Source organism: Rhodococcus sp. NPDC056506, from assembly GCF_042794945.1.
Classification (GTDB): Bacteria; Actinomycetota; Actinomycetes; order Mycobacteriales; family Mycobacteriaceae; genus Rhodococcus_F.
Window position 1 is genome coordinate 79797 of record NZ_JBHTSW010000001.1, and the last position, 20499, is coordinate 100295.

The 20499-nt window shown below is 63.2% G+C and carries 20 protein-coding genes; 11 read left to right on the plus strand and 9 right to left on the minus strand.

Annotation, left to right across the window (positions count from 1 at the left end; genetic code table 11):
• Positions 1-42 precede the first annotated feature (42 nt).
• From ACFQ6H_RS00355 to ACFQ6H_RS00375, 5 genes are read left to right on the plus strand one after another with little or no spacing between them, the layout of a single operon-like run.
• Complete coding sequence (locus ACFQ6H_RS00355) at positions 43-1647, plus strand: ABC transporter substrate-binding protein (protein WP_378642535.1); 1605 nt, start codon at positions 43-45, stop codon at positions 1645-1647.
• A complete protein-coding gene (locus ACFQ6H_RS00360; RefSeq protein ID WP_378541008.1) occupies positions 1628-2590 on the plus strand; it encodes an ABC transporter permease in 963 nt (320 codons plus the stop codon). The genes ACFQ6H_RS00355 and ACFQ6H_RS00360 overlap by 20 nt, the downstream gene beginning before the upstream one ends.
• Before the next feature lie 4 nt (positions 2591-2594).
• Positions 2595-3458 (plus strand): ABC transporter permease, encoded by an 864-nt coding sequence (locus ACFQ6H_RS00365; protein WP_378642538.1) that lies wholly within the window; start codon positions 2595-2597, stop codon positions 3456-3458.
• Positions 3455-5086, plus strand: a complete 1632-nt coding sequence (locus ACFQ6H_RS00370) for a dipeptide ABC transporter ATP-binding protein (RefSeq protein WP_378642540.1) — start codon at positions 3455-3457, stop codon at positions 5084-5086. Before ACFQ6H_RS00365 ends, ACFQ6H_RS00370 begins: the two co-directional genes overlap by 4 nt.
• The gene (locus tag ACFQ6H_RS00375) at positions 5083-6162 is read left to right on the plus strand and encodes a dipeptidase (RefSeq protein ID WP_378642543.1); all 1080 of its coding nucleotides are present in this window, start codon (positions 5083-5085) and stop codon (positions 6160-6162) included. Before ACFQ6H_RS00370 ends, ACFQ6H_RS00375 begins: the two co-directional genes overlap by 4 nt.
• On the opposite strand, the gene ACFQ6H_RS00380 is transcribed toward ACFQ6H_RS00375, so the two are convergent.
• The 5 genes from ACFQ6H_RS00380 to ACFQ6H_RS00400 form a co-directional block, all read right to left on the minus strand.
• Positions 6112-7389, minus strand: a complete 1278-nt coding sequence (locus ACFQ6H_RS00380) for a YcaO-like family protein (protein WP_378642546.1) — start codon at positions 7387-7389, stop codon at positions 6112-6114. The genes ACFQ6H_RS00375 and ACFQ6H_RS00380 overlap by 51 nt on opposite strands.
• Positions 7390-7400: 11 nt before the next feature.
• Positions 7401-8741, minus strand: a complete 1341-nt coding sequence (locus tag ACFQ6H_RS00385; protein ID WP_378642549.1) for a YcaO-like family protein — start codon at positions 8739-8741, stop codon at positions 7401-7403.
• Positions 8734-10149 carry a CocE/NonD family hydrolase gene (locus tag ACFQ6H_RS00390; RefSeq protein ID WP_378642553.1) on the minus strand — a complete coding sequence of 472 codons (1416 nt, stop codon included), beginning with the start codon at positions 10147-10149 and terminating at the stop codon, positions 8734-8736. Before ACFQ6H_RS00390 ends, ACFQ6H_RS00385 begins: the two co-directional genes overlap by 8 nt.
• A gap of 11 nt (positions 10150-10160) precedes the next feature.
• Positions 10161-10973: a hypothetical protein gene (locus ACFQ6H_RS00395; RefSeq protein ID WP_378642558.1), complete on the minus strand. Its 813-nt coding sequence runs from the start codon at positions 10971-10973 to the stop codon at positions 10161-10163.
• Between the two features lie 94 nt (positions 10974-11067).
• Positions 11068-11256, minus strand: a complete 189-nt coding sequence (locus ACFQ6H_RS00400) for a streptamidine-related RiPP repeat protein (RefSeq protein ID WP_003943543.1) — start codon at positions 11254-11256, stop codon at positions 11068-11070.
• 92 nt (positions 11257-11348) lie between these two features.
• On the opposite strand from ACFQ6H_RS00400, the gene ACFQ6H_RS00405 reads away from it, so the two are divergent.
• The 5 genes from ACFQ6H_RS00405 (at position 11349) to ACFQ6H_RS00425 (ending at position 16208) form a co-directional block, all read left to right on the plus strand.
• The gene (locus ACFQ6H_RS00405; RefSeq protein ID WP_378642561.1) at positions 11349-12608 is read left to right on the plus strand and encodes an MFS transporter; all 1260 of its coding nucleotides are present in this window, start codon (positions 11349-11351) and stop codon (positions 12606-12608) included.
• A gap of 84 nt (positions 12609-12692) precedes the next feature.
• Entirely contained in the window at positions 12693-13760 is a 1068-nt protein-coding gene (locus tag ACFQ6H_RS00410) for an iron ABC transporter permease (protein ID WP_322000840.1), read from the plus strand.
• The gene (locus ACFQ6H_RS00415; RefSeq protein ID WP_378642566.1) at positions 13757-14551 is read left to right on the plus strand and encodes an ABC transporter ATP-binding protein; all 795 of its coding nucleotides are present in this window, start codon (positions 13757-13759) and stop codon (positions 14549-14551) included. Before ACFQ6H_RS00410 ends, ACFQ6H_RS00415 begins: the two co-directional genes overlap by 4 nt.
• The gene (locus tag ACFQ6H_RS00420; protein ID WP_378642571.1) at positions 14548-15528 is read left to right on the plus strand and encodes an ABC transporter substrate-binding protein; all 981 of its coding nucleotides are present in this window, start codon (positions 14548-14550) and stop codon (positions 15526-15528) included. The genes ACFQ6H_RS00415 and ACFQ6H_RS00420 overlap by 4 nt, the downstream gene beginning before the upstream one ends.
• Positions 15525-16208, plus strand: coding sequence for a SagB family peptide dehydrogenase (locus ACFQ6H_RS00425; protein ID WP_378642576.1), 684 nt, complete (start codon positions 15525-15527; stop codon positions 16206-16208). Before ACFQ6H_RS00420 ends, ACFQ6H_RS00425 begins: the two co-directional genes overlap by 4 nt.
• Before the next feature lies 1 nt (position 16209).
• Here ACFQ6H_RS00425 and ACFQ6H_RS00430 read toward each other — a convergent pair whose 3' ends face one another.
• The 4 genes from ACFQ6H_RS00430 to ACFQ6H_RS00445 form a co-directional block, all read right to left on the minus strand.
• Positions 16210-16494 carry an SHOCT domain-containing protein gene (locus tag ACFQ6H_RS00430; protein WP_378642581.1) on the minus strand — a complete coding sequence of 95 codons (285 nt, stop codon included), beginning with the start codon at positions 16492-16494 and terminating at the stop codon, positions 16210-16212.
• Positions 16491-16928 (minus strand): DUF6325 family protein, encoded by a 438-nt coding sequence (locus ACFQ6H_RS00435; protein WP_378445427.1) that lies wholly within the window; start codon positions 16926-16928, stop codon positions 16491-16493. The genes ACFQ6H_RS00430 and ACFQ6H_RS00435 overlap by 4 nt, the downstream gene beginning before the upstream one ends.
• A 3-nt stretch (positions 16929-16931) precedes the next feature.
• Positions 16932-18578 (minus strand): MFS transporter, encoded by a 1647-nt coding sequence (locus ACFQ6H_RS00440; RefSeq protein ID WP_378642586.1) that lies wholly within the window; start codon positions 18576-18578, stop codon positions 16932-16934.
• A gap of 68 nt (positions 18579-18646) precedes the next feature.
• Entirely contained in the window at positions 18647-19882 is a 1236-nt protein-coding gene (locus tag ACFQ6H_RS00445; protein ID WP_378642590.1) for a hypothetical protein, read from the minus strand.
• A 28-nt stretch (positions 19883-19910) separates the two neighbouring features.
• Here ACFQ6H_RS00445 and ACFQ6H_RS00450 point away from each other — a divergent pair, with 28 nt between their 5' ends.
• Positions 19911-20498, plus strand: a complete 588-nt coding sequence (locus tag ACFQ6H_RS00450) for a DinB family protein (protein ID WP_378642593.1) — start codon at positions 19911-19913, stop codon at positions 20496-20498.
• Position 20499: the final 1 nt, after the last annotated feature.

Sequence of the window (20499 nt, forward strand, 5' to 3'; positions counted from 1 at the left end):
ACCTTGACTCGTGTTCTTCGACGCGTTGGTGCGACCGGAGCTGTGACGGTTACCTTCGCGATACTGTTGACCTCCTGCTCGTCCAAGGCAGACAGCACGCCGTTCGACGAGAATGCGACGCCGGTTTCAGGCGGCACGTCCACGTTCGGTCTCAACTCCGACGTCGATTGCGTCGATCCGCAACAAACCGGCAGCTCCGTGGCGGCGCTGGTCTCACGAAACGTGGTGGATTCCCTCGTCGCGCACGGCGAGAACAACGAGTTCACACCGTGGTTGGCCAGTTCCTGGACCGAATCCGAGGACGCGAAGCTGTACACCTTCACCCTGCGTGACGGCGTCACGTTCTCCGACGGAACTCCGGTCGACGCGGAGGCCGTGAAATTCAACTTCGATCGTGTTTCCAACCCGGCGACCAAGTCGGCGTACGCCAGATCGCTTCTCGGACCGCTCGATACGGTTACGGTGGTAGACGCGAATACAGTCAGCGTGGCGTTCACCGCGCCGTACCCGTCGTTCCTGCAGGGTGCTTCACTGCCGTTCCTCGGCATTCAGTCGCCGACGCATCTGCGCTCGACCGACAACGCGAACTGCACCACTCTGGTCGGGTCGGGGGCCTTCACCTTGGGCAACTACACCAAGGGCGTGGGATTCGAGTTGAATCGCCGAGACGACTACAACTGGGGCCCCGGATACGCCAAACATCAAGGTGCAGCCTATTTGGAGAAGCTGAATTTCCGCATCTTGCCCGAAAACGCCACGCGTCTCGGCTCTCTGGAGAACGGCGAGGTCGATGCCATCGCGGCCGTTCCGTCGGCGAATGCGCCGCAAGTGGACAAGGATCCGAACCTCCGTCTGATCAAGTACGAGAACCCAGGTATCAACTACAGCATCTTCCTCAACACCCAAGCCGCACCGTTCACGGATATTCGTGTGCGACAGGCTTTCCAGAGTTCGCTCAACTCCACCGACCTGGTCAAGAGCGTCTACTTCGACCAGTTGCGACCTGCCGACAACATCCTCGGACCGAAGACGCCGTACTACGACGCTACCGTCGCCGGCAACTGGGGATACGACGTCGACAAGGCGAATTCGCTTCTCGACGAAGCAGGTTGGACATCACGCGATTCCGACGGGTACCGGACCAAGGACGGTAAACGTCTGAGCATCCGATTCCCCTACGATTCGTCCAGCTACTTCGCCGAGAACGCGCCCCTGCTCGAGGCTTTCCAGGATCAGGTCAAGAAGGATGTGGGATTCGACTTGGTCATCGAGCCCGTGGACACCGGAACGCTGTCCGATCGTGCGGCGAAGGGTGACTACGAGGCGGCAGCATTGTTCTTCGTGCGACCGGAACCCGATATTCTCCGCACCGTCTTCTCCAGCGCATACGTACCGCCGAACGGTGGTGCATATGCACGCGCCGTCGACCCGGAACTCGACGCCAATCTCACCCGGGCCGCTTCCGTTCCCAACGGCCCGGAGCGCGAGGCGATCTACTCGTCGATTCAGCATCACGTCATCGACTCGGCGTACGTCGTTCCCGTCTACGTCCAGGCGTACCGCCTCGGCACGAACAACAATATTCACGGAATCTCGTTTGCCACCAACGCCTCACCGCTCTTCTACGATGCTTTCCTCACCAACTGAGCAGCGTCGACGCGCGGCAACCCTGTCGCGGCTGATCGTCGCCAAGATCGGTGCCGCGGTTCTGGTGGTGTGGGGCGCGGGCACTCTCACCTTCATTGCTCTGCACACCATCAAGGGTGATCCGGTGAACATCATTCTCGGCGGCGATTCGGTGGTCCGTCCGAGCGACCGCGAAGCAATTCGCGTCTCGTATGGACTGGACCGGCCGATCGTCGTCCAGTACCTCACCTATCTGAAGCGGGTGTTCACCGGCGACCTCGGAAACTCCTACCAGCTGCAAAGACCGGTGACGGAGGTTCTGGGAGAACAACTCTGGCCTACCGTCGCGCTCGCCGTACCTGCCGTCGTGCTTGCAATCGTGATCGCCTCGGCGCTCGCACTGCTGACCGCCGGCCGACCGCGTCTGCGGACTGTCGCGTCGGGGTTCGAGTTGCTGTCCGTGTCGGTGCCCACGTTCTGGATCGGTATTCTCCTGCTCTGGATCTTCGCTTTCGCCCTCGACTGGTTCCCGGCCTCGAGCGCCAAGACCGACATCTCTCTCGTTCTGCCGATCATCACTCTGGCTCTGCCCATCGCCGGTTTGTTGTCGCAAGTTCTCCGGGACGGGGTGGAGGATGCACTTGCGCAGCCGTTTGTCGTGACTTCCCGCGCTCGCGGGGCCTCCCGTGCCACGGTCCTGCTCAGACACGCCTTCCGGCACGCTCTGCTGCCCGCCACCACCCTCGCCGCCTATTTCGTCGGGGCGACACTGGGTGGTGCCGTGCTGACCGAAACCGTCTTCGCACGACCAGGTCTGGGACGTGTCACACTCCAGGCGATCGGAGCAAAGGACATGCCGGTCGTGTTGGGGATCGTTGTCCTCTCTGCACTGGTGTTCATCGTGGTCAACACACTTCTCGATCTGCTGTACGTGGTAATCGATCCACGCCTGCGAAAGGGCTGAGTCCGTGGCTACTCTCACCGCTGTACTGCGGCGTCCGTCGTTCGTCCTCCGGAACAGGCAGGGCCCGAGTTTCGGTACGACGCTCGCTCTGCTCTTCACTTCGATCACTCTCGTGGCCGTTGCGGCACCGTCACTGCTCACCGGCGTCGATCCGAATGCCACCAACCCGGCCGCGCCCTTTGCCGGACCGGGATCGGCGCACTGGTTCGGTACCGACAACCTGGGCCGCGACATCTTCTCCCGAGTCGTCCACGGTGCCCGGTTCTCGTTGCTCATCGGACTGGGTGCCACCGCTGTCGCGGTGCTACTCGGCACTCTCGTCGGAATATCGGCGGTGCTCGGACCACGCTGGGTGCGAGCCGGTCTGCTACGAATGGTGGACATCACGATGGCATTTCCCGATCTGCTCCTGACCCTGCTCGTCATCGCCGTCCTCGGGCCGGGCCCGCGCAACACACTGATCGCGGTTGCACTGGGCATGGTGCCGCGTTTCGCGAGAGTTATTCGAGCTCAGACACTTCCGATCGCCGCTTCGGGATACGTGGAATCGGCCGTAGCACTGGGCACCCCCCGTCGCCGGATCGTCGGCCTGCACATTCTGCCCAACGCACTGCTTCCCCTCGTCGCAGTTGCCACCATCAGCGTCGGAACGGCCATCATCTCGGTCGCGTCGCTCAGCTTCCTCGGTCTGGGAGTCAGACCGCCCGACGCCGAGTGGGGTGTCATGCTCGCCCAGGGACGAGAGTTCTTACGGCTGGCCTGGTGGGCATCCCTGTTTCCCGGTCTCGCGGTCGTGCTGACCGTGGTCTCCATAACAACTCTGGGTCGTCACGCGCAGCGCCGCCTGGCCGAACGAGGACTCGCGTGAACGACATAGTCTCCGTCACCAATCTGCAGGTGACCTTTCCTGCGAGGCGCGACCACCCCGCGGTGACCGCAGTTGCCGGCATCGACTTCCATCTCGCGGCCGGTGAATGCCTGGCGCTCGTCGGCGAATCCGGCTCCGGAAAATCCGTCACCGGACGCTCTCTGTTGGGCCTGGTCGGCGGCGACGCCCAGGTCAGCGCCGAGAACTTCGTGATCGACGGTGCCGACGTCTCCCAGTACGGAGAAAAGCAGTTCAAAGCGTTGCGTGGCACAAAGATTGGTCTCGTCCTGCAAGATGCATTGGTTTCACTCGACCCACTTCGCACCGTAGGCCGCGAGGTGATCGAACCCATGTCGATCCACCGCACCCGCCCCCGACACGAACGTGCCGCTGCCGCAGTGGAACTGCTGTCCGGGGTCGGCATTCCCGATGCTGCTTCTCGCATGTCGTCGTCCCCACACGAACTGTCCGGGGGACTCAGGCAGCGCGCACTCATCGCATCGGCGCTGGCCGCGAGGCCGAAGGTTCTGATTGCCGACGAGCCGACGACAGCCCTCGACGTCACAGTTCAGGCGCGCATCCTCACACTTCTGGACCGACTGCGACAAGAAGGTACGGCACTACTGCTCATCAGCCACGACCTCGCCGTGGTGGCGGCACTGGCTGATCGGATTGCCGTCATGCAACACGGGCGCATCGTCGAGCAGGGGCCGTCGCGACAGATCTTGACGACACCTGTGCACCCCTACACTCGGACCTTGCTCGCGGCCAGTCCCAGCTCTCACACCCGTGGTCGACGCCTCACCGGCAACGGGGCGTTCACACGCGAAGATCTCTCTGCCGAACCGGTGCTGAGCGTCTCGGGAGTGAGGAAGATCTTTCACGGTCGTCGCGGTGAGACCAGGACAGCAGTCGACGACGTGTCGCTGACGTTGAGGCGCGGCGAGGTCGTCGGCATTGTCGGCGAATCCGGATCTGGCAAGACCACCGTATCCCGAATCGCCCTAGGGCTTCTCGTTCCGGATTCCGGAATCGTCACCTTGGATGGAACGCTCTGGAACTCCTCGTCCGGTGCTGTCCGAGAGAAGGATCGTCGTCCGCACCGCCGCCGGATTCAACCCATCTCGCAGGATCCCCTCGGCTCGTTCGATCCACGGTTCGACGTGGCGCGCCTGATCTCTCGCGCGTTGACCGAGTCCGGTGTCGACGGCGATCACCGGGATCGGACGGTCGAATTACTCGAGCAGGTCGGCTTGGAGACCGCACATCTGAGCCGGTATCCGCGCCAACTCTCGGGCGGTCAACGTCAACGCGTTGCAATCGCACGGGCACTCGCCACCGATCCGGAGATCCTGATCTGCGACGAACCCGTCTCTGCCCTCGATGTCTCGATCCAGGCGCAAGTTCTCGACCTACTCCTGGAACTGCGCTCCACTCGAAAGCTCGCGCTGTTGTTCATCTCCCACGATCTCGGCGTCATCAGCCATATCAGCGACCACGTTCATGTCATGAAGGACGGTCGAATAGTCGAAAGCGGATCGGCGGAAGACATCTTCGCCCGACCTACCCACCCGTACACCCGAGAACTTCTCGATTCCATCCCCAGCCTGGAAGCGGTAGCACGATGACAGAGACCGTCACCGAACAAGCACTTTCCATTCAGCCGATCGTGGACGGGCACAACGATCTTCCGATCGCGTCGAAGTACAAGCGGGACTATTCGGTGGAAGGGTTGGACACCGGAGTTCCCGATCTGCACACGGACATTCCCCGTCTGCGGGCGGGCGGCGTCGGCGCGCAGTTCTGGTCGCTGTTCGTTCCGTCGAACACCAGTGAAGCCGAAGCGGTCCAAGCGACGTTCGAGCAGATCGATTTCGTCCACCGTCTCGTCGCGCGCTACCCGACTGCGTTCGTGCTTGCCCGAACCTCCGCGCAGGTCCGCAGCGCGATCGCCGACGGCAAGATCGCCTCGCTGCTCGGCATCGAGGGAGGCTACTCACTCGGCAGCTCGCCGGCGATCCTTCGGATCTTCGCCGAACTTGGCGTCAGATACGTGACCCTGACTCACAACTCGAACACCGCGTGGGCCGATTCGGGAACCGACAACCCGCGCCATCATGGTCTGAACGAACTGGGCCGCAATTTCATTCGCGAACTGAACGCCGCCGGCGTGCTTGTAGACCTCTCGCACACCTCACCTGAAACCATGCACGCCGCCCTGGACGTCTCGACCGCACCGGTGATCTTCTCGCACTCGGGGGTTCGCGGAGTCACAGATCATCCTCGTAACGTTCCCGACGACGTACTGCGCAGACTGCCCGGCAACGGTGGTGTCCTCATGCTCACCTTCGTACCGACATTTGTCTCCGCCGAGTACGCTCGCTGGTTCGACGGCGGAAGAGAGGGAACGTCGCCGCCCGCCGGGATCACCGAGGTTGCCGATCACATCGAGTACGCCCGCAAGGTCGTCGGGATCGACCACATCGGGTTGGGCGGCGACTACGACGGCTACCCTGCCCTCGCGGACGGCCTCGAAGACGTGTCGGGATATCCGCGCCTGCTCGACGAACTGGTTCACCGCGGGTGGACCGTAGACGAACTGGTCAAACTGAACGGAGCGAACATACTTCGGGTACTCGACGAGGCCGACGCGTCAGTGCGGCAACGGGATGGTGCGAGCCGGACGTCCGGCAAGACTGTCTAGTAGTCGGGACGAGCCGAGAAACGGCAATCCAGCGGCCGCATTGGTGAGACAGCCGGGAACGACGACACGGACGACATGCAGGCCGGCGCGGAGAACATCAGTTGTGGTGAGATCGACCCATGCCGGTCTGAAACCAGCTGTGGTCAGTGCGCTTTCGGTGTCCGTGTGTGAGGTCAGAGAGTCGAGTTCCACCTCGCCGACGACGGCATCTGCCAGCTCACTCTCGAATCGTGTTTGGATCTCCGGGTCCAGGTGGAGCTGCAAGTGGCACCCGTAATCCATGACGTCGGCAAAGTCCGATCGGTAGACCTCCGCATAGCGGCGGTCCGACCGCCACGGCGCAAGCGGGCTGGTCGGGGAGGCCGCGGCCCGGCCGATGCCGCTGTTCGGGTCGTCGTAATCGGCGGAAAGGAGTTGCAGCTGAAGCGCTTCGCCGAGTGACTTGAACGCAGCGGTCTGCGCGTCTTCGTGGCAAGCGGTACCCATCGTCGAGTATCCGGTCAGTCGATCGCAAACCAGGGCGCCCAGGACGGGGATCCCGAAATCACTCTCGAATGCCAGCCATCTGGTCGAGAGGCTTTCGTGATTGCCCAGCCGAAGGAGCGCCTCGGGCATGCCGGTGACAATCCGAACACCACGCCGCCCGGTCCAGGACAGCGTCATCGCGTCTCGTTCGACTATCTCGCGCAAGGCATTGTCGATGGCGAACTTCACCGAGGGCCCGGCAGCAAGACCCGCCTGAGCTACCGGTGAGATCACACGTCCGGTCCGGGCGGCGTAGTGCGGATACGAACCCCAGACGAGTTCGGCCGGTACCCAGACATCCGAATCCGTGGTCAGGTCGACTCCGCGAGTCCAGTCCATCTCGAGATTCTCAGTTGGTTCGACAAACGGGAACGCCGGCCGCGTGTACTGGGTGGCGTCGAAACGCGCGAGCTGAGAAAGGTCGATGCTTGCTCCGATCAACGCGGTAGCGGACCAGCGGACGATCGGTTTGGCGACGATGTTGCCGCAATATCGTTCCACCGCTTCGCCTATCGCGGCAGCGGTGGGCCGAGCACGGTTGCCGAGGTCGAAACAGTATCCGGCACCGGCCGAGTCACTGGACCAGGGTGAAAAGCGTGCCGAATCGCAGACATACGAGTGAATCAGCTTGAACTCGGGTGGAAAGTGCTGGGGAACAACGGCGTCGACGAGCTCTCGAATGATCCCGGTCCGGCGGTCCACGAGCGAAGACCTCATGCGAGGGGGACCGGCAGGTGTAGGCGGGTGGTCGATGCGCTGGTCAATCTGCTACCTCCAAGAAGGGGAAAGGCTGCCGGGGCATTGTTGTACAGGCCCGGAGTCAGGACACGGACGACGTGCAACCCGGCAATCGAGATGTCGCCGGTGGTGAGATCGACGGAAATCGGCCGGTGCCCTCGAGATGCCAGAAGCGCGACCAGGGAAGCCAGATTCAGCGGCGCCTCGTCGGGAATCTCTGATACCGAGCGTGTTTCGGTGTAGTCGAAAAGATGTTCCTCCGCGGCTAGCGCCATCGTGGGATCAAGATACAGCTGGGCGACGGTCGGCAGATCGACGACGTCCTTCCATTGCGGATCGAACTCGTCTCGGTAACGACGGTCGGCCCGAAAGGGTTTGTACAGGTGCGACGGCAGGGTTCCGTCCGCCACGCTGCGCCAGGTCGGTCCGTCGGGGTCGGCGAGGTCGATCGTGATGGCGAGCACGGCGTACGCCTCGACAAGAGCCTTCGACACCGCAGCTTCCACCGTTGGTCGACAAGCCGTGCCCAGCGCGACCAGTCCACGTCGGTCATCCCGGATCCAGACTGCGGCGACGGGAATGCCGAAGGGGGAGGGAAGCAACAGCACTCGAACGCTCCGGGTGACGCTCTCCAGATCCCCGAGCTGGCGGTGCGCAGGCAACCGCTCCCAGTCGGCAAGTTCGATTGCCGGCTGGGACCGGTCTCCGCACCACCACAGTGCGGTGGCATCGCGTTCGAGAAGCTCCAGCAGAGCTGACATCTCGGCTTCGGCGCGGGAGCGTCCCGCGGCAATGCCGGCGTACTGCAACGACGCGATTGGTGATTCGCCGCGACGGGTGCCCGTGTAGTACCCGAGATAGGTCAGGGCCGCAGGCACGTAGGTGGGCACTTTTTCGTCCATGGTGTGACCCAAGGCCCAGCGAATGTTCAGATCAGAGGTGAAGGGAACAAAGGGGAATCCGGGAAGGCGGTACTGGTCCTCGCTGTACAACGCAAATTTAGCCGGATCGGCGACCCGTGAGCCGGCCAGTTCCAGCGCTGATGCACTGCTGCGGACCAGATCTTCGGGGACCACGTTGCCGCAATATCTTTCGACGGCCTCACCGGTTGCCGCCCCGCGGGCTGAGGCGTCGTCGCGTATCGAAGCCCCGAATCCGTAGGGGTCGGCGCGAAACAGTGAACCGCTCCCGCCGAAGTTACGGGTGTCGGCCACCCTCGCGGCCCACCCGACCCAGCCCGTCGGCATGTCCGAGCGAATGTGTGGTTCCAGTGAGGTCAGTACGCCGCTCCGAGCGTCGACCAGCAAGTCATCCACGGTCGGTTCCTCCGAACATCGGCAGGGTCAGCGACCCGGAAAATGATTGGTGCAGTGCAAGACTGCGTGTCTCTCGATAGCGATCGCCGTCTCCCAGATTGCGTGCGAGGCGGGGGAAGTCCGAGCCGGCGATCTGCAAGGACAGAACGTCACCGGGGTGCACGGTGTGGAGCACAGGATCGAGATCGATGGTCAGCGTGCCGGATCGAAGGCTGACGCCCGCGCCGCGTGCGATCGACCTGGTGACTCCAGCGGCATCTACGACGCTCAGCTCGACGATCCAATCGGCTTCGCCCTCGGGCGAGTGCACTTTCAGCTCCACCGAAGGTGCTCCGGACAGCACACACTCGATCTCCATGTCGAAAGTCCAGACAACACAGTCGTTTCGGCCCTCTTCCACGTGGTGCGTGAAGCTGAAGGGCGCCGTCCTCGGATCTGGTTCGAGACGAACGCAGTTCGCACCCGTCACATACGGCGCGATCGACCAATTGCCCGCGCCTCGGTCGAACACCCGATTGACGGTCAGGGGCCGCGCCGAGAATACCGATTCCATCCACTCGACCTGAAGGCGCCCGAAACTTGTCTCGCCGACCATGCCGGGGCGGAGATCATGCGCCCAGGGGCCCACGATCAAACTTTGTGGCCCGCGCCCCACGGATGCGAAGTGTCGCAGCGTCTCCCGAATCATCGCATCGTCCCAGCCGCCGATGTGCAGACCGGCAACATCGAGCTCGGACAATTCGCCTGCGGAGACGAGATCGTCGCTGCCGTGCGGTTCGCGTTCACGAGCCCGGCTGATCGGCGTCCACCAACCTGGTGAATCGGAAGTGAGGCCGACTTTCTCGATCATCGACTGCACCGGGAGATGTTCCAGCAAAGCTGAATCCGAACGCATCAGAGCAGGGATGAAACCCTCACGAGAGGAAGCCGAATCTCCGTGCTCGCCCCACCAAGCCAGATGCTCGGCGAGGAGAAGTATCCCCGAGGGATCACGTTTGACGCGATCGCTTCCGATGGTCGGCACTTTGGAGACGACGCCGCCAACGCGAAATGGTCGATCGGCGCTGTTGGTCTCGGCGGCAAACGCCCAGGCAGTTCCTGCCGCGTATGAAGCCCCGCTTGCGATGACGCACTTCGGAGTCCACGGCTGATCCTGCAGCCACTCGGCGAGGGCGGCGCCGTCCTCGCGCTCGTGGACGTACGGTTCCCAAGAACCGGCGGAATCGTGTCGTCCGCGTACGTCCTGACAGATGAAGGCAATTCCTCGCGATCGCCATTCGATTCCCTCGGCCAGATGCCACCCGCGCCCGTACGGGGTGCGGATCACGATCAGCCCCCGAGGTGAAGACTCTGGTGGGAGAAGCACATCCGTAGCCAGCGAAGAACCGTCTGCCGCTGGGATCTTCACGCCGAGTGAGATCACCGGAGCGTCGGCGAGGGTTCGAGAACGCCGCCTGGCAGTGGTAGCACGGGATGGCGAGTCATCATGAGGGTTCGCGGATTCATCCGGATCTGGTGGTGAAGGTGTGATGGCGGTGCGCCATGCGCACCAGCCACGACGTCCGAACATGCAAGCGCACTGGCCATTGCGGCTGCGGTGGGTGAAAGTTCAAGCGGGCGAGGGTCGCTGCCGGCGAGGTGATTCCACAGCGCCTGCAGATGCTCCGGGACACGCGACGCGGCAAGCCGTCGACCGCAGACGTCCCGGTAGCTTGCGCTGTCGATACCGTCGAAGAAGGGCCCGATGCAGATCTCACCCAATTCCGTATGGACGCGTTGCCACGGTGTTTGGTGTCGACGGCACCAGGTATCGAGTTCCGACCAGTCGTCGTGAGGAGGAGCGTCGGCAACCGAGAGGACGAGGTCCGACGATGCCACGTCGGTTTCGTTAGGCGCAGTGGTGGATACGACGTCGAGATCCGGAAGAGCCCTGGAGAGCAGAGCGATGCAGGCATCGGCTACGGGTCCGATCCCGTCCATCAGCACACGCTGTGGACCCGGAATCTCCAGCACGTCGCCTGGAACAACCAGCACGCCGCGAGCGACGAGAGCGTCGGCGATCTCGCTCGCGCCGGCACCGAGCAGCGAACTCGGCCGCCGGAGGAAGTTGTCGAGTTCTGCGAGATCTTCGGCAGGAGCACCGATCGTGACTGCGTTCTCGTCGGGTGTCAGGTAATGCCAAGTACCGTCCGGTGTCGGATACAGCTGGTGTCCGTCGGCGAGGGCGTACACGGATCTCCTTGTCGGTGCCCGCACCCGACGAGTCGGATGCGGGCGGGGTCATCGGCAGATCAGACTGTCGAAACAGTCTGGATCAGGGAAAGTTTCAGCTCTGGAAGCTGAACGGGTTGTCGACGAGTGCGTTGGTGCCCACACCCTGCAGTGCGTGTGCGGACGTCGCCTCGGCAACCGGCTCGAAGGTGAACGGGTTGTCGACGAGGGCATTGGTGCCGACGCCCTGGAGTGCATTGGCCGGAGCCGAGTTGGAGACGCTGTCGAACGAAATGTTGCTCATTGTCATCCCTTCCGTAATGGAAACCATTTCCATTACGATGCCACCGTACGAAAGATCGCGACGGAGAGCAACAGGTACAAGAGAGTGCATACATGAGCGAGACCCCGACGACGGGATCCGCCGAAACGCAATCACATGTGTTTCGGGACAGATCGTTTCGATTGTTCTTCACGGCTCGTACCATTGCCGTGGCCGGTGCGGCGGTCACCGGCGTGGCCATGCCGATTCTGGTGTTCGACATCAGTCGGTCTCCGTTTCTCACCTCGCTCGCGGCTGCGGGTACGGTCCTGCCGTACCTCGTGTTCGGCTTGTTTGCCGGCGCCGTGGCAGACCGAGTCAACCGGCGGACGGTCATCCTGTGTGCGCAGGCCGTTGCTGCTCTTGCCTTGGCGAGTATTCCGGCGGCGCAGGCACTGGGCGTATTGACTGCTTGGCATGCCGTCGGCGTATCGATGTGCATCGGAACGTGTTTCGTGTGGTTCGACGCCGCTGCTTTCGGAGCGCTGCCTGCGCTTGTCGGAAGGCGCGCGATACCGGCCGCCAACAGTGCGCTGTGGACGTCAAGCACGTTGATCGATGTTGCGTTTCCGGCGATCGCGGGAGTGCTTGTGGCCTCGATCGGCCCGGCCTACGCATTGGGCGCTGATGCGCTGGCCTACGTCTTGGCCGGACTGGCCATGGCGTCGATCGGAGCCTCGTTCTCGGTTGCCCCTGCTGCGGCGCAGAGGTCGGAACCTGGAATTGCGCGGGACATACGCGAGGGCCTCAGCTTCCTTTGGCAGATGCCGCTTCTGCGAGCCTTGACCGGCATCGGCTTCGTCAATTCGCTGACGCAGGGTGCTGTTACGGCGCTCCTGGTGGTGTACGCATCCGAGAGGCTGGGGATTTCGACGTCGAGTCCGATGATCGGCGCCGTGTGGACGGCCGTCTCCGTGGGTGGAGTGGTCGGGGCGCTCGTGCTTCCACGCCTACCGGCGCAGTGGCCGGTCGGGGCGATCACGATCGGTACGCTGACCATCGCCCCGGTGGTGCTGTTCGTCGTTGCGACAACCGGCAACACCGGCGCCGCGATCACGGCGCTCGTCGTCTACTCCGGCTGTGCGACCGTCACCATCCTCAATGGCATCGGTGCACGTCAGCGCCTGACTCCGGATCGTCTGCAGGGGCGGGTGAACACCACGGCGAGGATGGTCGCCTGGGGTGGTTCGCCGGTCGGCGCCTTGATTGCCGGGGCAATCGCAGGACGCTGGGACATCGGCACCGCCTACCTCGTTGCGTGCATCTTTGCGCTGGTCGGGGCGCTCTTCGCGTGGGCGAGTGCGCTGCGGACCGAACCGTACCCGCACAGATGAGCATGTGACTATTAATGAAAACGACTGTCGTTATGGTTAGATCCACCTGTTCATGACTGCGAACCCCACCTACTCAGGAGTGCGATGACGCTGACCAGCGAGGCAGCACCGCGAGTGCCGTCGCGTGCACACCCCGTCGGCGAGCGCGGGTACGTCCCGTTTCTGTTGGCCACGACGGTTGTGCTTGTCGCGGTCTCCACCGTCGCGGTGTGGTCGGGTGCCGCGTCGGTGTCGTTTGCCGACGTGTTCGCGGTGTTGTACGCGCACGTCGGTGGTCCGCCGGTCGACCCGTTGCTTGATCGGATCGTGTGGGGATTGCGGGTACCGCGCATTCTGATTGCGGCGTTGGCGGGCGCCGGGCTGTCGCTGGCCGGCGCCGTGTTGCAAGCGTTGGTGCGCAACCCGATTGCCGATCCATACATTCTGGGCGTGGGTTCGGGAGCATCCTTCGGTGCAGTACTGATCATGACGACCGGCATCGGCACCGGCCTGTCGATCGGTGTCCCGGTGGCAGCCTTCCTGGGAGCCATGGTCTCCCTGATCGCGGTTCTCGTCCTGGGTAGGCGAGAGGGAATGCTGGTCCCGCTGCGCATGGTCCTGGCCGGAGTTGCCATCGGCTATCTGCTTTCGGCTGCAACAAGTTTTGTGCAGTTGCGCGCCGATCCGAGCCAACTTTCGGGAGTGCTCTTCTGGTTGCTGGGCTCGGTGAGCGGGGCAAGTTGGTCGGATCTCGGTGTGCCCGCTGCGGTTATCACCGTGTGTGCGGCGGTGCTGTTGACACAATCGCGCCAACTCAACGCGCTGGCTATGGGCGACGAAAGTGCGCAATCGGTAGGCGTGGACGTGCGCCGGACCAGGTTGTTACTACTGGTGATCGCGTCGTTGCTGACCGCGGTTGTCGTATCCGTTGCCGGCGGAATCGGTTTCGTGGGATTGCTCGTGCCGCACGCCGTACGACTTCTGGTCGGATCCGATCACGGCAAGCTGCTCCCCGCGACCGCGCTGGTTGGTGCCACCTTCCTGGTGATCGTCGATCTAGCGGCTCGAATGTTGGATGCGCCCAACGAATTACCACTCGGGATCATCACCGCCGGATTGGGTGCACCATTCTTCCTCTGGTTACTTCGACGCGACGGAGGTGCGCAGTCATGAGATTGTCGGCCAGCGGGATTCACGTCGTTCGGGGTGGGCGCCTGGTGGTTTCGGGTGTAGATCTCGAAGCGCCCGAGGGAAGCGTGGTCGGACTCGTCGGACCGAACGGCAGTGGAAAGTCCTCTCTCCTGCGCGCGTTGTATCGCTCGATGAAGCCGCAAAGCGGAATCGTGAAGGTGGACGAGGTGAACGTGTGGGACGATCTCTCGCCCCGCTCGGCAGCACGCATCATCGGTGTTGTGGGGCAGGAGCATTCATCCGATTTCTCGTTCAGCGTCCGAGAGGTTGTTGCAACGGGCCGGACGCCGCATCACAGCGCGTTCTCTCGACTCGGTGAGATCGACCGAGACATCGTCAGCGCAGCACTGGTGCGAACCGGCATGCAGGGCTTTGGATCACGTCTCTTCGCCGAACTGTCCGGCGGAGAAAAGCAGCGTGTGATGTTGGCCCGGGCGATCGCTCAACAACCGTCGGTGCTGGTCCTGGACGAGCCCACCAACCACCTCGACATCCGTGCTCAACTCGAATTGATGGAATTGGTCGCCGAACTCGGTACCACGACGATTGTCGCGATCCATGAACTCGCTTTGGCCGCAGCGTATTGCGACTACGTGTGCTTGCTTTCAGAGGGTGCAGTTGTCGCATCGGGACCGACCGCCGAGGTCCTGACCGAGGATCTGCTGTCCGAAGTTTTCGGGGTTCAGGTGCATCTCGGCACTCATCCGTTGACCGGGCGCCCCCTGCTCTCGTTCGCCCCTCCTCTCCTACCTACGAAAGAAGCAGTCTCTTGAAAACCTCGATACGTACTGCCGCGCTGTTCTGCTCGGCCGTGGCCACCACCGCCGTACTGACCGCGTGCGGGAACTCCACTGCCGATTCGGCGGCAGCCTCGTCCGAGAAAATCACCGTCACCAATTGTGATCGCGACATCACGTTGCCCAAGACTGCCGAAAGGATAGTCTCGCTGTATCCGTCGATGACGGAGCTTCTCATTCAGCTCGGTGCTGCCGACCGCATTGTCGGACAATCGAACACCGACCTCTCTCCTCCCAGTCCCGAACTCGCTGATCAGTTCGCGGCCGTGCCGGTACTGAGCACCGGAGTTCCCGCGAAAGAAGCACTGCTCGACGCCCGTCCGGATCTGATCGTCTCCGACGGGGAATACTGGTTCGACGGTGACCGATTGCAGACCATGGACGAATTGCGCGACCTCGGCATCCCGATCTTCGTGAACAGCGGGTATTGCCACAAGGCAGTCACCGAGGGACGGATCGACGACGTCTGGTCCGACATCGACGGTCTCGGTACCCTGACCGGAACACGTGACGAGGCAGCAACTCTCCTGGCAGACGGCAAGAAGTCCCTCGCCGCAACCGAGGCATCTGTCGCCGGGAAAGAGCCGGTTCCCACTGTGATGGTTCAGGTTTCGGAGGGACAGTCCTATGCTCTGGCCAGGGGCCTCTACAGCAGTGTGCTCGAGGCCGCCGGGGGAAGCAATCTTTTCGAGAACGACCTTCCCGACGGAAAGTACTTCGGCCAGGTAGCCACCGAATCGGTGCTCGCGAAGTCGCCGAAGGCAATCCTCGTCGTCTACTCCACCGAGTCGGCTCGGGAATCCACCCTGGATGCTGCGCGGACGGCATTTGCCGGGACCCCGGCCGCGGCGTCGAATGCGATCTTTGCCGTTCCGGAGGCGTGGTTCGCCGGCGAGTTGGTCTCGATCGACGGGGCCGGCGAGGTGTCTCGCCTGCTGCACCCGGGTTCGTGACCGCACTCGCGCGGATCGAGGCCGTCGTATCGCTGCATGCTGCGCTGGACCGGACGGTGAGTTCGTCGGAGCTACCGTTCGACGCGGACGCATTGCCGCCGGTGAAGTGTGAATTCGTGGAACTGCCGGCCCCGACGTCACTGCCGGCCCGCGGGTTCGCGGACGTCTTGCAGGCACGACGGAGCCGCTACGACCCCGCACAGACGGCACTCCGAGCAGGCGAGCTGTCAAACGTGTTGCACCACAGTCTTGTCAGCAGCCCGACGGCGGGCGGGATGCGCGAAGTAACGGTGTTGATGGGTCTCACCCGGCCCTGTGATCCGCTCGGAGTCGGGGTGTACCGGTACGCCCAGGACCGCGCCGAAGCTGTCCGGCTCGGCGACGTGCGAGACCACCTTCGAGCGAGCCTTCTCCAGCCCGAGTTCGCCGACGTGTTCCCGGTTCTCCTGTTCGTCGTCGCGAACGTGGAAGCGCCGCTCGAGAAGTACGCGACGCGGCACTACCGCACGATGCACGTGGATGCCGGTGTGCTGGTTCAGAATCTGTACCTCGTGACCGAGGCGATGGGACTTGCGGGCTGCGCCATCGCGGGATTCACGGATGGGCGCGTGGCATCTCTGTTGAATCTCGCGACGACGCAGTTACCCGTCATGGCTTTTGCATTGGGGCGGCCCAGCTAGTTCAGGCGAGGATGCGCGCCTTCTGGATCTCGAACTCGGCATCCGTCAGCACGCCGGCGTTTTTGAGTTCGCCGAGCTTGGTGAGCTGTTCGAGCTTTAAGTCCATCGATGCTGTCGGAGCTGCCTGCGGCGGCAGGGGTGGTAGATCGGGAATCGGTGGCACCGGCTGGGCCTGTGCTGCGCGGGCCTGATCTTCGGCCGCCCAACGCGTGCGCTGACGACGCTGAACATTGCCGTGAATGGAGCTTGCGACGGCTACCCGGCCGGCTCGCCTCAAGAAACTCATGCGTCCTTCTCCGTATTGTCCAGTGCGACAGCAAGTTCGTCCAAGGTCAGGTGACCTTCGGTGACAATCTTTGCGCCGCTGCGTGTCCACGCGTCGATCACCGGCAGTATCGCCAGTTCCTCGTAAACGAGCACGGCGGCAACACTTCCGGCGGCCAACTCTTCACCAACGGCGGTGATGTCTCCGGCATCGAGCAGTCCGGAGGCAGCGCCGTCGAACTGCGCCAAGTCGAAATCCGCAAGCTCGAAGGTCGACGCTGGTACGACGGCCACTGATCCATCGGCGGCTTTGGTGACGAACTCGAGGTCGAGGATGCGGATCACGCCGGTGTCGACGAGAGTGAGCAGCTGTTCGAATCCTGCCGAAGTCGGTGCACCGCCGGGAAACTCGACGGCTACGTATTCGATCGGGCCGAACTGGTCTTGGTTGGACATCGGTTACTTCTTGCCCTTCGTGAGTTTCGGTTCTTCCAGAGCAGGTACTTCGTTGGGCATGCGGCCGGCGGGAATGATGGCGAGCAGGGAGAGTCCGGCGAGGACGAGTAGCGAGGTCCGCAGCGCACGCAGGCGTGCTTCGGTGTTGATCCGGATGGCTTCGTCGATCTGTGCCTGTGTTGCCGACGTGTTTTCGAGCGTCACGACGAGTTGATCGTTGGGGACGAAGTTGACCTGATCGAGGTTGATCCCGGACTCGACCTTGAGTGACGCCGGGATGGTGGGGTTGTCGATCAGCTGCGAACTGACGAGGGAACCGAGTATTCCGACGGCGAAGACGCTGGCCACCGCGATGCCGACGCTGCCGGACATGTTGTGTACCAGTCCTCGCCAGGCGCCGACGTCACCGGCGAGTTCCTTGGGAGCTGCGGTGAGGAGGGTGTTGAATACCAATGCGACGATGGCGCCCTGTCCGAGGCCGAGTGTGATCAGGCCGATGACGACAAAGATCTGATGCCAATCGCCGCGGATGGTGAAGGCCAACAGAATGAGTCCGGTGGCCACGACGACAAACCCGGCTCGTGCGATCAGACGCGGGGAGTACGTCTTGTAGAGACGTGCGACGACGGTGCTCGCGATGAAGATCGAGAGTGTGTACGGGATGATCGAGAACGACGTCTGCAAGCTGCTGCGGCCCTGGATGATCTGCATGTACAGCGGGATGAGGAAGTTGGCCGCGGTTCCGACGAACATCATCGTGGCCATGCAGATCGTGGTGGCGCGCTCGGCGCCGGTCTTGAGAACGTCTAGGTTGAAGAGCTGAGGCTTGTTCTGAGCCTTGCGGTTTCGCGTCCACTGGAAGAAGCCCTGCGCGCAGATGGCGCCGAGGACGATCAGGATGGCCGCGGGTGAAACACCGATGACCGAGAACGGCGCAGCGTCGGTGGCGAGGATGACGCCCCACGAGTTGAGGCCGCTGAAACCGAAGCTGAGCAGGATGACGGCAACGGCAGCAATGGCGGCGCCGGCCCAGTCGATGGTGATGTCCTTTTGCGGGGGAACAGGTTTGACCCGGAAGCTCAGGATCAGGTTGACCACAGCGAGAGCCACGACGAGGGCGAACGAGTAGCGCCACCCGATCGTCGTCGCGAAGGAACCGGCGATCAGCAGCGCCAGCACACCGGCTGCGGGGATTGCTGCTGCCAGGTAACCGATGGCCTTTGCCTGCTGATCGCCGCTGAAGTTGGTGGCGATGAAGACCGTCAACGCGGGAGCAATGAGAGCGATCACAGCGCCGGACGCAGCTTGCGCCACGAACAGCATGGCCGGGCTCTGACTCAGGGCGACCGCGGCCATCGCGAGGCCGTGAATCGCGACGGCAATCTGGAAGACCAAACGCGTTCCGTAGCGGGCGCCGATCTTGGCTCCCAGCAGAATGAAGGCCGCCATGGCGAAGGTGCCCGCGGTGATCGCGGTGCCGACACTTGTTGCGGGCGTGTCGAGATCGGTGGTGATGCCGGCCATCGAGACGGTCAGAGCATTGACGGCGAACGACGCTTGAATCTGGGTGAGGACTACCACGATGAGTGGTAGCCAGGAGGCGGTGCTCACGGCGGCCGATGTGGCGGCCGCGCCAGGCTTTACGGACATGATGGGTCACGCCTTCCTCGACACTGCGTGTACTCGCGACGTGCCCGGATCAGCCACGCACGGTTACATTAGCCGGAATTGTGCTGAATGGTCGCCTGCGGGCGGTTGGTTTCTTCGCGGTAGACCACCATCTCCCGTTGTAAGGCGCGTCGGAAGCGTGGTTGGTCGGCCAGGAGTACCGCCAGGACGGTCAGCAACAGCCAGGTCGCCGCCGCGCTCGCGAGGAGCAACAGGACCGGAATCCACGGCCCACCCATCTGCTCGAGCAGCGTCGTCTTTGCCCAGACTCGCCAGTAGAGCATCAGATTGACGATCAGTCCGACACCGTACGAGATGACAAAGGACAACAGGAACTGCTTCCACGTGCCGTCGTGGCGCCGCGCCGTCATCGGTTCGGCCCGCAGCGGCAGGCTCACCGACATCACGTTGGCGACTCCCAACCAGAGCAGGACCATGGTCAGCACCTGGCCGCAGGCCTTGACCAGATCTGTACTGCTTCCGGATCGCCACGCGAGGATGACGCTGAGCAGGAACCCGGCGCTGCCGACGAGGAGCAGCATCACCGCGTTCTTCGCGACGAGCACGTGCCAGAGCCTCGTTCCACCGGACAGCGCAGCGCGCACGCGGCCGGCGTCGAAGCTGAGTGCATTGGTGCACACGATGCTTCCGACCACACCCGAGAGTGCATACAGCGCAAGGTAAGGCAGTCGATCTTCTTTGGCGTCCCACTGGAAGAGGCGAATGAATGCCAGGTACGCCAAGCCCATTCCGAGGCTCAGCCCCAGCCGAAAAGCGATCGACCGAGGCTTACCACTCACGACGTGCCGTGCTTCCTCACGGATCCGGTAGCCAAGATCCTGCACATGCCGGACGACGGGGTTGCCCGAATTCAGCGGGACGTAACCACGGATCGCAGCGGCGACGGTATCCGTGTCACCGGCGTCGAGAGCGGCGACGCGTGCTTCGAGAACCGCAAGGTGGGCGGCGCGCAAGGCTATCCGTGCGGTGGTCACCGCGGCGACGGCGTCGGCCTCGGCCTGCGCGGCGGTGCTGATGCCGGCGTCGGCGGGCAGTGGCGGCTGCAATGTCGTGATCAGTTCGAGTTGGCGAGCCATGTGCGGTGACGGCGACAACCCGCTGTACGACGGTCGGCTCAGCGCTGACCGTTCGTCGTCGAGCGAATCACGGACGGACGCGGCGGCCTTGCGGACGGCTGCCGGGTTGTGCCAGCGCACCGACCTGGCGTCACGCTCGGCGGCGACGGCCCGGGAGGCAACCTCGGTCAGATCCTCCACCGCTGTCACTTTTACTCCACTCGGTTTAGGTTGGTTCATGGCCACCAACTCGGAAAAGGAAGATCTCCAGCGGTACTTGCAGGCGGCGCGCGAGGCGCTCGTCTGGAAGCTCGACGGGCTGTCGGAGTATGACATTCGGCGCCCGATGACCCGGACAGGGACAAACCTGCTGGGTCTGGTCAAACACATGATCGGCGTCGAGCTCGGGTATTTCGGCCCGACGTTCGGCCGCCGGGTTCCCGATCTGCCTGCGTGGTTGCGTTCGGAGGAACTCAACGTCGACATGTGGGCCCGCGCCGACGAGTCCAGTGTCGATATCGTCGAAACCTACCGCCGGACGTGGGCTTTCGCCGACGCCACGATCGAGGAGCACGATCTGGATGCACCTGGTTTCGTGAAGCACTGGCCGGAGGACCGTCGTGACGTCACGCTGCACCGGATTCTCGTTCACGTTGTCACCGAGATCCATCGGCACGCCGGCCACGCGGACATCGTGCGGGAGCTGATCGACGGCGCCGCTGGGATGAAGGCGGGCGACAACAATCTGGCTCCCGGCGATGAGGCGTGGTGGGCCGAGTACAACGACCGTCTCGAGACGGCGGCACGCGAGGCCCACCACGCCTGAA

Coding starts and splice junctions, on each gene's coding strand:
- ACFQ6H_RS00360 (WP_378541008.1), top strand. CDS start 1,628: ATGCTTTCCTCACCAACTGAGCAGCGTCGACGCGCGGCAACCCTGTCG.
- ACFQ6H_RS00375 (WP_378642543.1), top strand. CDS start 5,083: ATGACAGAGACCGTCACCGAACAAGCACTTTCCATTCAGCCGATCGTG.
- ACFQ6H_RS00400 (WP_003943543.1), bottom strand. CDS start 11,256: ATGAGCAACATTTCGTTCGACAGCGTCTCCAACTCGGCTCCGGCCAAT.
- ACFQ6H_RS00405 (WP_378642561.1), top strand. CDS start 11,349: ATGAGCGAGACCCCGACGACGGGATCCGCCGAAACGCAATCACATGTG.
- ACFQ6H_RS00410 (WP_322000840.1), top strand. CDS start 12,693: ATGACGCTGACCAGCGAGGCAGCACCGCGAGTGCCGTCGCGTGCACAC.
- ACFQ6H_RS00415 (WP_378642566.1), top strand. CDS start 13,757: ATGAGATTGTCGGCCAGCGGGATTCACGTCGTTCGGGGTGGGCGCCTG.
- ACFQ6H_RS00430 (WP_378642581.1), bottom strand. CDS start 16,494: ATGAGTTTCTTGAGGCGAGCCGGCCGGGTAGCCGTCGCAAGCTCCATT.
- ACFQ6H_RS00435 (WP_378445427.1), bottom strand. CDS start 16,928: ATGTCCAACCAAGACCAGTTCGGCCCGATCGAATACGTAGCCGTCGAG.
- ACFQ6H_RS00440 (WP_378642586.1), bottom strand. CDS start 18,578: ATGTCCGTAAAGCCTGGCGCGGCCGCCACATCGGCCGCCGTGAGCACC.
- ACFQ6H_RS00450 (WP_378642593.1), top strand. CDS start 19,911: ATGGCCACCAACTCGGAAAAGGAAGATCTCCAGCGGTACTTGCAGGCG.